General features: G+C 55.0%; 10 protein-coding genes. 5 read left to right on the top strand and 5 right to left on the bottom strand.

The features are described from left to right. Positions 1 to 253: 253 nt before the first annotated feature. The 3 genes from AC1DM5_RS06645 to AC1DM5_RS06635 all read right to left on the bottom strand — a co-directional run bounded on the left by AC1DM5_RS06645 (position 254) and on the right by AC1DM5_RS06635 (position 2750). Positions 254 to 1693 (bottom strand): oligosaccharide flippase family protein, encoded by a 1440-nt coding sequence (locus AC1DM5_RS06645; RefSeq protein ID WP_477818475.1) that lies wholly within the window; start codon positions 1691 to 1693, stop codon positions 254 to 256. A 51-nt stretch (positions 1694 to 1744) separates the two neighbouring features. After that, a complete protein-coding gene (locus AC1DM5_RS06640; protein WP_477818474.1) occupies positions 1745 to 2314 on the bottom strand; it encodes a hypothetical protein in 570 nt (189 codons plus the stop codon). Between the two features lie 271 nt (positions 2315 to 2585). Further along, the gene (locus AC1DM5_RS06635; protein WP_477974787.1) at positions 2586 to 2750 is read right to left on the bottom strand and encodes a hypothetical protein; all 165 of its coding nucleotides are present in this window, start codon (positions 2748 to 2750) and stop codon (positions 2586 to 2588) included. 21 nt (positions 2751 to 2771) lie between these two features. On the opposite strand from AC1DM5_RS06635, the gene AC1DM5_RS06630 reads away from it, so the two are divergent. Further along, positions 2772 to 3947, top strand: coding sequence for an alginate lyase family protein (locus AC1DM5_RS06630; protein ID WP_477818472.1), 1176 nt, complete (start codon positions 2772 to 2774; stop codon positions 3945 to 3947). Positions 3948 to 3958: 11 nt separating this feature from the next. Here the strand turns inward: AC1DM5_RS06630 and AC1DM5_RS06625 are convergent, their stop codons facing one another. Beyond that, on the bottom strand, positions 3959 to 4453 hold the full coding sequence (locus AC1DM5_RS06625) for an acyltransferase (RefSeq protein WP_007823267.1): 495 nt from the start codon (positions 4451 to 4453) through the stop codon (positions 3959 to 3961). Between the two features lie 400 nt (positions 4454 to 4853). Between AC1DM5_RS06625 and AC1DM5_RS06620 the strand changes: the two genes are divergently transcribed. From AC1DM5_RS06620 to AC1DM5_RS06605, 4 genes are all read left to right on the top strand, one after another. Next, a complete protein-coding gene (locus AC1DM5_RS06620; RefSeq protein ID WP_477818471.1) occupies positions 4854 to 5693 on the top strand; it encodes an endonuclease/exonuclease/phosphatase family protein in 840 nt (279 codons plus the stop codon). 163 nt (positions 5694 to 5856) lie between these two features. Further along, positions 5857 to 8235, top strand: coding sequence for a type I secretion C-terminal target domain-containing protein (locus tag AC1DM5_RS06615; protein WP_477818470.1), 2379 nt, complete (start codon positions 5857 to 5859; stop codon positions 8233 to 8235). A gap of 349 nt (positions 8236 to 8584) precedes the next feature. Continuing rightward, positions 8585 to 10354, top strand: coding sequence for a type I secretion system permease/ATPase (locus tag AC1DM5_RS06610; RefSeq protein WP_477818469.1), 1770 nt, complete (start codon positions 8585 to 8587; stop codon positions 10352 to 10354). A 49-nt stretch (positions 10355 to 10403) separates the two neighbouring features. Continuing rightward, positions 10404 to 11660, top strand: a complete 1257-nt coding sequence (locus tag AC1DM5_RS06605; RefSeq protein ID WP_477818884.1) for an HlyD family type I secretion periplasmic adaptor subunit — start codon at positions 10404 to 10406, stop codon at positions 11658 to 11660. A 199-nt stretch (positions 11661 to 11859) separates the two neighbouring features. Here the strand turns inward: AC1DM5_RS06605 and AC1DM5_RS06600 are convergent, their stop codons facing one another. Further along, entirely contained in the window at positions 11860 to 13113 is a 1254-nt protein-coding gene (locus AC1DM5_RS06600) for a glycosyltransferase family 4 protein (protein ID WP_442206723.1), read from the bottom strand. Between the last annotated feature and the right edge of the window lie 11 nt (positions 13114 to 13124).

The following is a 13124-nucleotide window of genomic DNA, read 5'->3' as shown; positions in this document are numbered from 1 at the left end:
CTCAATGACACATCGCTCGCCGATCTTCGCGTTGGCTCCGATATATATTCCGAAAARGATCTCGGAAAATTTAATAAGAAAGAGGTGAATGACTTTCAGTGGCAGACGGATAGGCGCGAATTTTATCGAACGTACAGCGCTTCCGTATCTGTGAAAGGCAAGCGCCCAGAAGCCTTGTGAGATCAGCGCTCTCTTATGACTTCGAAAGTCTCCAGCTATTTCTCTAAACATGACGACTCGTTTCCTTGGAAAATTACGCCTTTTTCCAGGCTCTTATCATTCGCGCTCTATTCCACCATCCACGCAGGGCGTCCCGGTCGAGCAGCCCGATACCAACAACATAAGTGGCGACGAACAGCATTCCCAGCATCAGCGCCTTCAGCAATATGGGATAATCCGGTGAGATGGCATAAGACCTTGTCAAATGAACCGCGGCTAAAGCGGCGAGGGCCGACAAGAAGAAAGCTCCGCACTTACTTATCATTGTTTTTACTGAAACCTCAGTTTTATGAGATCCGTAAAGTATACCTCCAACAATAACTGTTATATGGCAGCAAACATATGCTGTTACAAGTGTAAACACGCTGCTATGTTGAAGAATAGTCAACATCGCCGCGACGAGAAGTGCGGCGCAGCATTGCATGCGGAAAACGACACGCGGCAAGCCCCATGCGTTCAGCATGACCTCATTACAGTAACCGATGGATTGGGCTGCTCCGAGAATCGCCGCCAGGAACATGATGTAATCGGAATCTATGCCGTTGCTTCCAAAGCAGATGCGGGCGATCTCAGGCGAAAGCGCCGCGATGAAAATGAAGGCCGGCGCGGAAATCATCGAAAGCGATCGCAGGCTCGTATAGAATGCCTCCCTGAGGAGCGGTGGCCGGTCAACCAGACGGGAAAAGTGCGGGAGATTGACGTCGACCATCACGGCGGTCAGCATCTGTGCGACCACCGCCGGAACACGCGATCCCATGATATAGAGTGCGAGTGCTGCTGGCCCGAAAAAAATCGGAATGACGATCTCGATCATTCGAAGCGAGGCGTAATTGAGCACGCGGGAGCCGAAGATACCCAAGGCGTAATGGAGAACGTGCTTCATTCCGGTAACTTGCGGAGCAGCAGGCCGCAACACGGGAGGGTACCAGAGAAAGGCGACGTTTATCAGCGTGGTCGCCAGCAGCTGGCCGACCATGCTGTAGACGCCGAAACCCAGGAAAGCCATAGCCAGTCCGGTCAGTGCGCCGAACACGGTTGACGCTAGTGAACGGAACGCAAGACGCTTGAACTGAAACTCCTTGCGCAGCAAGGCCTGCGGAACATAGCCAAAGCTGTTCAGAACCAGCGAGAGGCCAACGAGTTGCAGTACCGGCTCTATGCCTGTGACGCCAAGGAGGCCGCCGATTTCGGCGGAGAAAAGCGTCAGCAGTCCATAAATAAGGACGGCAAGGCCGAAGTTCAGGATCAGGATGCTGGTCGCCATGCCGCGCGTGACGTCCTGAGTACGCACGATTGCATCACCGAAACCGTTATCGGCAAACAACTCCGTCAGTGATACAAGCGCGTAGGCAGCAGCGAACATCCCGATCTCGGTTTTATCGAGAATACGGGCCAGCACGAAAAAGGTGAGGATCGTGCCAAAGCGCGGTCCCCAGTTACGAACAGCCGACCAGAGTACGGAACTACGATTCATGCGCGCCTCGTTTTGACATTGAGCGAAGACGTCAAGAGCTTCTCACCGCCATTACGCATTCCGCACCGCAGCAATATAGCTTGAAAGCGGCAGTTTTCCGCTCATCACCAAGGATGCGCCGACAAGAAGTTTGCGTATGAAGGCGACTACGCCGGGCAGGCTGCGCTTCTTGTGAGCGGCGATGGCATAAAGCGTCCCCGGGAAATATTTCGGCTTGAGGCTTGCGTCGTGATCCCGGTGGCCGACGAGCGCGGCATCCGTAAAAAGCGTGCCACGGGCGAGATAGAAAGCGCGTATCGCGTAGTCGGTATCCTCGCCGCCATTGAGACGAGCACCGACTCCCAATGTTTCGTCGAATGCCGCCAAGTTCGGCAGCAGCCGTCCGCGGAAGAAGAATGTGTTCGATGATGCTCTCGATATCACTTTCTGCAATGCAGGTGCTTCCGTTGCCAGAACACTTCGGATTTCGGGTGTTGAGCTATAGCGGCAGAACCAAAAATCAATCTCCGGCTTCTCTGAAAACAGATTGGCAACCAGCGTTAGAAATTTTTCCGGATACCAGCAATCGTCATCAGGGAAGGCATAGATGCTATCGGCGGTTACGATTCCGGCCTTGGCCACGTCCTGAAGAAGGAGATTGCGAGCCGCCGAAAGCGAAATCTGATGATTGATACGTCGTGTGCTGATCCACTCCGGAAAGTCGGGATCGGCGGCATCGTCGGGAATATTCTGCAGAAGAAGATAAAGGTGGACATCGATCGAAGGGTCTGCGGCCTTGGCGCTTGCAATCGAATCAATCATCCTCTGGAGATGCTCGGAGCGACCCTGCTTTAGATTACTTGTCGAGAAAAGTGTGATTTTCGGCATGACTACTCTATTGTTCGAGAATATGTCAGTAGAGCTGTTTAACCTTCAGCGTGCGGCACGGCGTGCGGCCCTGATCTTGCGGTGCAACATAGACATTGCGGTCGGGGTTGAAAAGGAGAAAATGGCCGGTAAACGTTAACTTTGCCGCAAACATCCCTTTATGGTTATCTGCCACGAACAGCACGGCCAATCACCGGAATCGGAGAGACATATGCCAATGGCTTCAAAGGCCCGCCGGAAGGCAGAGCCTTTCAATCGCGTTGTATTGTGGCTGATTTTTGCCCTGCTGGTATCCGGAATTCCGGCAAGCGCCGAAGAGCCGCTTCGATATCTTTTCGAGCTGCCAGCTGGCAAGGTTCAAGATGCCGGTGCTGGCAAGAAAGCTCGTCCTTTCATATGCCCGGTACCAGTCGCGCCATTGATCGACATGAGTAAGCTGTTCAGCTTTTATAAGCCAAGCTACACGCAGTCGGAGGTCGATCCAGTCGCGATGAAAGCCTTCGCAAAGCGCTTGTGGCCGACAGGTGCCGTGACGAAGAGCATGCTGGAAATGATGCAGACGGCGCTTGACGTGCCAAGACAGCGAAGAAACGCCGCCAATTGCATCGTGCGACAGACCCGCGTCTGGGCGGATGCCAATGCGCTACTCGGCGGGGTCGAGGACAATGATCCGCTCGGACATCGTCAGGCGGTTCTCGCAGGGGGGTGGACAACGATTTCCTTTTCGAACGCCTATGCGGTGGCAAAGGAAATCGCGCCGCCGCCAAGCTCTGCCGATGCGCCCATCAGGGCCTGGTTCACCAAGCTTTCGGATATGCTCGTTGCAGAATTCACGCCGGCGCCGCGCGAGCCCAAATATGTCTGGCTCGACGGCAACAGCAACCATCGATACTGGGCCGCGGCTGCAGTTGGCCTGATGGCAGTTCATCTGCAGGATCGCAAGCGGTTCGACTGGTCGATGGATATTTTGAAGTCAGCGCTGGATGAAGCGCCCTATGACGGCGGATTGCCGCGTGAGCTTTCCCGAGGCGGACGTTCGCTGAAGTATCAGAATTTCGCCATGGATGCGATCGCGATCCTCGTGCGGCTTGCCGATGTCAACAATGTCACGCTCACTCCTGACCAGGAAAAGAGGTTGCGGGCAATCGCCGGATTTGCCGCGACGATGTATCTCCACCCCGACCAATTGGAGGCAAAGATAGGATATCCTCAGGAGGTCGAGCCCGGTATGGTCACCTGGATCGATGTTCTACTGCCGCATTTCAGGAGCCGCGATCCGGAGCTTGCCGAAAAGCTGGACGGGATAGCGCGACCCTTGCGGCCGATGACCAATACCTTCGTCGCTTTGCCTGCCACCCGCCTCTTCGAAAATGGTGGGCGCGACTAAGAGACTAATGCCTATGCCTTTCGGACATTCGTGCCGCTCTTCCTCTGATCGGCAGCACGCTCCGCTTCGGGGATGTCAGCGAACAGGAAGCGGCCGTAGGGGCCGACCTCGATGTTTTCGCGAATGATGGTTGCTGGATTGCCGGCTGCGATGCAGCGCGACGGTATGTTCTTGGTCACGACGCTTCCTGAACCGATGACGCACTCGTCGCCAATCTCGACACCCGGCAGGATTATGCTTCTGGCGCCGATGAAGCAGTGCTTGCCGATCTTGGTGTTGCGATAAAGGCCACGCGTTCTGTCGTGAGTAAGAATGGCCACGTCGAATGCGACATACGACTTTTCGCCGACATAGATGCCCTTGGGATAGGTCTTGTCCAGCCGAACGCTCAGCGAGAAGGTTGCCGTCGGATGAATGTTCATCCCCCAGAACCTCGTATAGTAATGGTACTTAGCCTTTACCAAAAGCGATCTCAGCCAGAGGAATTTGTTCAAGCTGCGTGCCATTAAACACCATCTCCTTGTTGCGCGAACATCTCAGTTCTATCGGTGCCGAACGCGGGGCATATAAAGCATGGACAACAGGCCGGTGGAAGCTGCTTTGTGTGCAGTGCCAGAAAAAGCTTTGGATTGTCCGTTGTCATTTTGGGTGGCGCCTCCCCGAATTTCTGTTAGCGTCGCAACGCCATCAGGGCGGGCAGAACCTTTAGGCTCATCCTGACGGGCCTGATGGTTTCATCACGCCGCACGAGATCCGAGTAGGCTCTATCTCATTCTTTAACCCCGAGGCATTTTCGCATCGCAGGACCCGATATGAATGAGACATAATGTTTTTCGCGTTGTCTGCATCATCGTTTCTCTCCTTCTCCTCCTCGTTTCCGTCCAATACGTCGCCGATCTTTGGCCCATGGCGATCGTCGGTGCGCTGCAGATGCAGATCGGTGCCGTGTGCCTTGCCATCATCCTTCTTTCCGCTTTCTTCGTGCGGCACTGGTATAGCCTGCTGCTCGGCACGGCTTGTGTCGTGTTGATCGCGCACCCGATTCTGGCGCTCAGGGAATTTGCTCAGGCGCCTGAGCCAGGTGCGGTGCCGGCTTTGCGCTTGCTGTCGATCAAGATTGTCGATGAAAAGGTGGACGATGTGGCACTAGGACAGGCGATCGACCAGGCCAATGCCGACATTCTTGTCGTGACAAGTGCCAGCTCTCTTGCCAGCCGGCGTGATCTCGCCCGCCAATCTTATCCATTTCACGTCGGCTGCGACGATCCAGCCAGTTCACGCTGTACCGTCATGCTTCTGTCGCGCCGGCCTCTTGCGGATCCTCGTTTCCAGCAGCTGAGCCCTATTGGCAGTGAGTTGGCCGCCGCTTCCCTTTCTATTAATGGAATGCGTGTGCGCGTTTTTGCCACTCGTCTTTCCAAAATGTGGTTCGACACATTCCATAACTTCGAGCTCTTCACCATTACACGCACGCTACGGGAGACCCGCGAGCCTGTTCTGCTGGCCGGAGATTTCAGTGCGCCCGTCATCGTGCCAGACATGCGGTGGTTCCTTGGCAACAATAGGTTGAGCAGCACCTATCCGGAGCCGGCCACCTGGCCGGTCTCTTTCGGCCCCCTCGGCATCAGCAACGATCACATCTTTTTCAAAGCGCCGTTTTCCGTCCTGTCCCTCAAACGCACCGATGAAAGGGGGCAATCGGGATATATTTCGCTTCTTTCCGATGTCGCAATCAAGACGGAATAAGATTCTCGTTATGCGGGAGTTTTTCGCCTTTCGGTCGCGGGCTGTCTCGGATTATTCCAAAAAAAGCGATAGTTGATTAAAACTTTAACGGTTGTTTGATGCCGATCTTAAAACTGTGGCCCTCAAAATAGCTCCTGCAGCACTGATGCTCCTGGAGATTTTGATGCCCAGCACGATCTATCTCGATGCCACAGCCGGTGAAGCCGAATTGCGGAAAGCGCTTGCGACCGTCGCCAATGGTGGCGGCACGGTTGTCCTGGCAAAGGATGCCGATATTACGGTCAGCAAGGCCATCTATGTCGCAATCGGATCAGGCGATGTCACCATAGATCTCAACGGCGGCACCCTGCATCAGGTCACGGCTACTGAGAGAGTTCTCGGCGTTGGGGGAGCGGAATCGCCCCTACAAAGCGTCACGCTCGGATCCGACGCATCGAACAATGCAACCATCACCTATGCAACCCTGCCACAGAACATACAGGTCGGCAGTTGGATAAAGGTGACTGCAGATGACAGCCTGCCAGGAGACCACATAGATCCCGGTGATGCGGGCCAGACGACGAAGCTTGGGCAGGCGGCCAAAGTCATCGCCATCAATGGTAACACGGTCGTTCTGGAGGGCTCGCTCGTCGAGCAGAACCTTTACGCGACCAATGTCCGTGCGACCGTCTATGCCGAAGGCCAGTTTACGATCAAAAATGGCACGATCGACGGCGTGAGCGGCGAATACAGCACGACCGGCGGCGATCTGCTCAACCTGCGCAATCTGGTCGATGCGGTCGTCGATAACGTTACGATAAAGGACGGTTCCGGTGGCATCAATATCGTTAACAACGTCAATGCCCACCTGACTGATATCATCGGCGCCAATCTGTATGCTGCCATTCACACCGGCGCATCGTTGAACACGCTGATCGACGGCCTCTTTGCCGAGCACGTCGGCCAGGCCATTGCGGTTCAAGGCATCGGAACGATCGCAAACGCCGCAAGCGCATCGGCCTATGGCGCCGAAATCAATTTCCTTGCCAAGAATTCGGTCGTCTACGACGCATCGAACTCGGCATACGACTTTCATTCGGAGAGCCGGAACGGGGTCTATACGGATGATCTTTCGTTCTATTCGCGCATGTTCGGCGATTTCCGCGGCATAGGAAATTCCTTCACGAACAGCGGCAGTGTCGGCGATGCCTACGGTATACAGTTCTATGAATATGGCGATGGCGACGCCCGCAATTCGCTTGTCGACAACCTAATCCTGCGTGAAATACAGAACTACGCCTTCATCATATCGAATTCGCCGGAGGCGAATATCGTCAAGAACAGCGTCTTCGAGAGCCTTCTGCAGGGATACAACATCCCTGAGTCGATGGTCAAATTCATCAATACGGTGCTGCTCACTGGCGTCGTGCCCGGGAATGACACCCTTGTCGGCACGGCGGCTGCCGACAAGCTTCTTGGCGGTCTGGGCGCTGACAACCTCTCGGGCGGCGACGGTGACGACTATATCTGGGGCGGTGACAAAGCCGATTTGCTTACCGGTGGGGCCGGACACGACCGCTTCGCCTATCATGCGCTGGGCGAAGGCGGAGATACAATCACGGATTTTCAAGTCGGCGCGAATGGCGACGTTATCGATGTCTCGGTTCTAGCCGCGCGCTTGGGATGGGGAAGCGGTAGTGACCTGATCGCAGATGGCCATATCCGGGTCATCCAGAGCGGAACATCAACTGTGGTTCAGGCCAATGACGGTCAGGGCTGGTCTATGCTCGCCATGTTGCAAAATACGGTTACCGCGAACTTCGATACGCACAATCTCCAGACGTCGCTCTCTGCGACCATGCAATGGGCAGACGACACGCCTACGTCTCCTTCGACGCCCCCCACACCACATACAGGCACGGACAGGGCCGATAGTTTCGCCGCCGGCAAAGGTGCCGATCTCTATTACGGTTCCGCCGGTGACGACAGCTATGTCTTCAACGATACCCGTGATCACGTCACCGGCGAATTGGCCGACGGCGGCAAGGATACGATATGGTCTTCCGTCGGCGTCGATCTCCGCGGCGAGTCATTCGTCGAGAATTTGCGGCTTACCGGGGCCGCCGAAATCAGCGGTATCGGCAATGCTCTCGCCAACATGATTAGCGGCAATGCCCAGAGCAATACAATCGCTGGCGCCGGCGGCATTGATTCTCTTTATGGAGGTGGTGGAGCGGACACGTTCCACTTTGCCGAGATGGGGGCGGCAAACAAAGATACCATCTGGGACTTCAGTGACGACGATAAGATCATGCTATCGGAGTCGGTATTTGCGGGGCTCGATTCAAATGGCGATCATATTCTTGATGAGGCGGCGTTCACGATCCTGACCAAGGTAGGAGCATTTACGACGAGCAGCGGACCGCAAGTGATCTACAATTCGGCAAGCGGCGTAGTCTCTTACGACGCGGACGGATCTGGCGGGAAGGCGGCGCAGGACATCGCTTTTATCGGTGCAAACAAAGCGTTCTTCGGTTATGACGACGTGATATTGACCTATTGACCTCGGGTAAAAGGGGCAATCGATCTTTAGTACTGCCACGGATGGACCCATGGACGCGAGTTGTCGTCCAAATTTGGGCTGATTTGATGTAGATATCTCAACAAGCGCTAAGTTGTTTTATCTCTTGGCTTTCCTGCTGTGTTGTTATGCTCTCTCGAGGCGCATGTTGACATTAATTTTGTTGAGAGATTCTATTTTACCCAAAATTTATTTTATTTTAGGTTCGAGATCGGAGGCGCGACCTTGCCGTCGCAGTGTCGCATATCTTTTAAGACGTTTCTGTGATGTTACAGAGTAGATCGCCGGAGGGGGAATTACCTTTGAGCGCTGTTCAGAAGGTGTCGAAGATTTGAATAATTTGATAGCTGGCTTTGTGCTGCCACGGAACAAGAACACGGGTGCCGAGGCTTTCTCGCGCTGTAAGAGCGCGTTCGTGGTCGTCGCACTGGCAAGCGCTCTGGTCAATATTCTCTATCTGACCGGTTCGTTTTTTATGCTGCAGGTTTACGACCGCGTCATTCCCAGTCGAAGCATCCCTTCTCTCATCGCGTTATCGCTGCTCGCACTTTTTCTCTACGTTTTCCAGGGCGTTTTCGATGTTTTGCGCGGCCGTATGCTCGTCCGTATTTCCGGCGTCTTCGATGAGGTGCTGAGCGGGCGTATTTTCAACTCGGTCATGATGGGACCAGTCAAAACAAAGGTTGACGGCGACGGGCTGCAAACCCTTCGCGATTTTGACCAGATTCGCAGCTTTCTTTCGAGTTCTGGCCCGGCGGCGTTTCTGGACCTGCCCTGGATGCCCATCTACATTGCGATATGCTTTATGTTTCATCCGATCATCGGCGCGATTGCCATCGGAGGCGCATTGGTTTTGGTCGCGCTGACATTCCTCACCCATCGAGCAGCACAGGTGTCCACAAAACAGGCGACCGAACTCGGCAATCGGCGCAACGCTTATCTGCAGGCCGCCCAGAGGAACGCCGAAGTCGTTCAGGCCATGGGAATGAGGGGCGACTTGGCCGACAGGTGGCTCGAACAGAATGATGCATACCGGATGATGTCGCGCGCAGGTTCCGACACTGGCAACGTCTATTCCACGATCTCCAAAATTTTCCGGGCGGTCTTGCAGTCTGGAGTGCTTGCAACTGGCGCCGTTCTGGTGATCGAAAACCAGGCGACCGGCGGGATCATTATCGCATCGTCGATCCTTACGTCGCGATCACTGGCGCCTGTCGAACAGGCGATTGCCAACTGGCGAGGGTTTGTTTCAGCCCAGCAAGCATGGAAACGTCTCAAGACTACCTTCCGTGAATTGCCGGAGAACACGACCCCGCTCAGACTACGTGCACCTTATCGCCAGCTGACGGTGGAACAGCTCGTGAGTGGCCCCCCCGGCAGGCAAGACTTCACCATCGCGGGAATCAGCTTTTCGGTCGATGCAGGTAGCGCTGTCGGCGTAATCGGTCCCAGTGCATCCGGTAAATCGTCGCTCGCCCGCGCGATTACCGGGATCTGGCCTGCCTATCGCGGTTCGGTCCGGCTTGACGGCGCTGCACTCGATCAATGGGATGACACCGCCCTTGGTTCACATATCGGCTATCTGCCACAGGATATCGAGCTTTTCTCGGGCACTGTTGCCGAGAACATCTCGCGATTTCAGCCAAATGCTGAGGCTGAAGCGGTTATTGCTGCTGCTGAAATCGCCGGAGTGCACGAGATGATCCTGCGGTTGCCGAACGGCTATGAAACCCAGATTGGTCCAAGTGGTTCGATGCTGTCTGCTGGCCAACGGCAACGCGTCGCGCTGGCGCGCGCGCTTTACAAAGATCCTTTCCTTGTTGTCCTGGACGAACCCAATTCCAACCTGGATGCCGAAGGAGAAGCTGCACTTGCAGAAGCCATTCTTGCCGTGCGCCGGCGCGGCGGTATCGTGGTTATTATTGCGCATAGACCTAACGCGCTTGCCGGTTGTGACTTCGTGTTGATGATGAAGGACGGTAAACTTGCGGCATTCGGGCCCAAGGATGAGGTGCTTGCGCGCGTTCTACGGCGGGAAATCAAGCCAATTCCGGCAGAACGATCGACCCTGAAAATCGTTGGCGACTCCCAGGAGCAGTAACATCGTGACGGTATCTGAATCTCAGCGTTCGCTACGGCGCCATTCGGTGATGGTCGTTGCAATGGCAATCTTACTCATCGGCAACATCGGGGGGTGGGCAGCGACAACAACACTTTCAAATGCCGTTGTCGGCGAGGCGACTGTTGTTATCGACGACAACGTCAAGAAGATACAGCACCTTGTTGGTGGTATTGTTTCCGAAATCTCGGTCAGCGAAGGCAGCCATGTCAACGCAGGTGATGTGCTGCTGAGGCTCGACGGGACTTCGGTTAAGGCCAATCTCGGTATCATCAACAGTAACCTCGCGCAGCTCTACGTGCGTAGAAGTCGTCTCGAGGCGGAACGACTTGGGCAGCCCAGTTTTTCAATGGACGAACTGCAGGCAAAGGGCGTCGATCTCGAAGGAAACAAACTGCTGATTGATGGCGAAATGCAACTCTTCAAGACGCGTCAATCTTCAATGGTCGGGCGCAAAAAGCAGCTTGAAGAGAAAATGGCTCAGCTTGACGAGGAGATCAAAGGCGACACCATACAACTGCAGGCGATCGACGATGCCACCTCCCTCGTCAACGAAGAGCTTGCCGCAACGGAAGAGCTTTATGAAAAAAAGCTCGTGACCATGCAAAAGATCAACAGTCTGAAACGTCAGAAGGCCGATCTTGATGGCAGTCGCGGTAGTCGGGTAGCATACCGCGCGCAGGCGGAGGGCAAGATTGCCGAGATCAAACTGCAAGTTCTTCAGCTTGATGCGGACCAAAGTGCCGAAAACTCCAAGGACCTCACGGATGTTGAGGGCAATATTGCCGAGATGGAGGAGCGTCGTATCGCTGCCCTCGATCAGCTTCAGCGGCTGGATTTGAAGGCTCCGCTGAGCGGCCGAATTTACCAGCTCTCAGTCCACACGGTCGGCGGCGTCGTCACTCCAGGCGAAACGCTTATGCTGCTGGCGCCGGACAATCGTGCACTCACGGTCGAGGCAAAGATCGCAACGCGCAACATCGACCAAGTGCATGTCGATCAGGATGTTGACATTCGATTCACCGCATTCGATCAACGGTCGACGCCTGAAGTTCAGGGCAAGGTCTTGTCGGTATCTCCAGATGCCATCACCGAAGAGCGGACAGGCGCAAAATATTATCCGGTGCGCATAAGACCGGAACCCGAAAGTCTTGTAAAGCTGCAGGGCATGAAGCTCTACCCGGGCATGCCGGCTGAAATCTTTATCAAGGTTGCCGACCGCTCAGTCATATCCTATCTGACCAAGCCGCTAACGGACCAGATGAAGCACACCTTCCGCGAGGAATAGTCGATTACTGGACTGCGTTTGGAGACCCGCTCAAAAAAGCATTGCTGAGATCGCGGGTAGAGCGACCACGGTGAATTGCGAAGGCATTGCAGCTTGGGGATTCGCTGCCGATAACCCATCAATGGGTGAGCAATAAAGATAAAGCCGCATGAGAGCAAACTCATGCGGCTTTTTGTTTGCGCTTGCTTGCTAACGAAAATCAGCTCTGCCGCTTCACCTTCTTATAGGCAGCGATCAGATTGGGGATCTGGTACGGCCATGCAAGGCTGCTTGCGACACGTTTGCGGCCAATGGCGCCCATCCGCGCACGCTCTTCCGGATTTTCAAGGAGGGCCACGATTTTCTCAGCGAAATCCTTCGCATCGTTGGCCTTTGCGTAAAGCGAGGCTTCCTCGGCGCTGCGTCTGCCTTCGGTGACGTCAAACTGAACGATCGGCTTGCCGAGCGCCATGTATTCGATGATCTTGTTCATCGTCGACTTGTCGTTCATCGGGTTGACGCGGTCGGGATTGACGCAGACGTCGGATGTCGACAGCACTTCGAGAAGATCATGGTCGGATACGCGTCCCGTGAAGGTCACGCACTCTGCAAGGCCCATTCTTTCCGCATCGGCAGCCAGGCCCTTGGCGCTTGGGCCGCCACCGACCAGGACGAATTGAATGTCGTCGCGACCCATCTGGTTCTTGATATAGGCCACGGCATCGAGAAGGATATCAACGCCTTCCTGAGCACCCATCACGCCTACGTAGCCAACGAGGTACTTTCGGCCCTTCTTGAGCGCTTCATTGGGTTCGACGGCAACGAAGCGTGAAAGATCAGGTCCGCTTCTGACGACGTAGATATCCTCGGCTTTCTTGCCTCCGCGCACCTGGGCGATTTCGCGATAGCTTTCGTTTGTCGAGATGACGACGCGAGCGCTCTTGAAGGTGATCCACTCGAAGCAGCACATCAGTCTCCAGAAGAAGCCGCGCTTTTCGTACTTAGCCTCGTAGAGCTCGGGATTGATGTCGTGATGATCGAAGATATACGGAACACCAAAGAGCCGGAACTGCCAGGCCACCAGGAAAATCAGGTCCGGCGGATTGCAGCCGTGAACTGTATCGAAGCCGTGACGGAAGAAAATCTTCCAGGCAAGGACAGTTTCCCAAAAGAGCGCGACACCATATTCCAGCAGGTAGCCTAATGCTCCGCTTGCATCGAGCGGCAGGGGATGCCGGTAAACATGGATTCCCTCGATGCATTCGTAGCGTTCGGTGAAGCCCTTTCCAGTCGGGCAGATGACGCAAACCTGCGCACCGGCGGCGGTCAAGGTCCGGGCTTCCTGCCAGACGCGACGGTCGAAGGGAACCGGCAGGTTCTCGACGACGATCAGCACTTTTCGCCCTTTCAGGGGCAAGACACTGAGATCCGTCGCATCATCCGGGGCCATATCGATTGTTTCTTGAATTGCCATCGATTGCCTAC

Source organism: Rhizobium sp. 01T437, from assembly GCF_056398505.1.
This window is presented reverse-complemented; position numbering and strand designations above follow the sequence as displayed.

Excerpts from the sequence above, each read along its gene's own strand:
- AC1DM5_RS06645 (WP_477818475.1), bottom strand. The coding sequence starts at position 1,693 with ATGAATCGTAGTTCCGTACTCTGGTCGGCTGTTCGTAACTGGGGACCG.
- AC1DM5_RS06600 (WP_442206723.1), bottom strand. The coding sequence starts at position 13,113 with ATGGCAATTCAAGAAACAATCGATATGGCCCCGGATGATGCGACGGAT.
- AC1DM5_RS06605 (WP_477818884.1), top strand. The coding sequence starts at position 10,404 with ATGGTCGTTGCAATGGCAATCTTACTCATCGGCAACATCGGGGGGTGG.
- AC1DM5_RS06615 (WP_477818470.1), top strand. The coding sequence starts at position 5,857 with ATGCCCAGCACGATCTATCTCGATGCCACAGCCGGTGAAGCCGAATTG.
- AC1DM5_RS06630 (WP_477818472.1), top strand. The coding sequence starts at position 2,772 with ATGCCAATGGCTTCAAAGGCCCGCCGGAAGGCAGAGCCTTTCAATCGC.
- AC1DM5_RS06620 (WP_477818471.1), top strand. The coding sequence starts at position 4,854 with ATGGCGATCGTCGGTGCGCTGCAGATGCAGATCGGTGCCGTGTGCCTT.
- AC1DM5_RS06625 (WP_007823267.1), bottom strand. The coding sequence starts at position 4,453 with ATGGCACGCAGCTTGAACAAATTCCTCTGGCTGAGATCGCTTTTGGTA.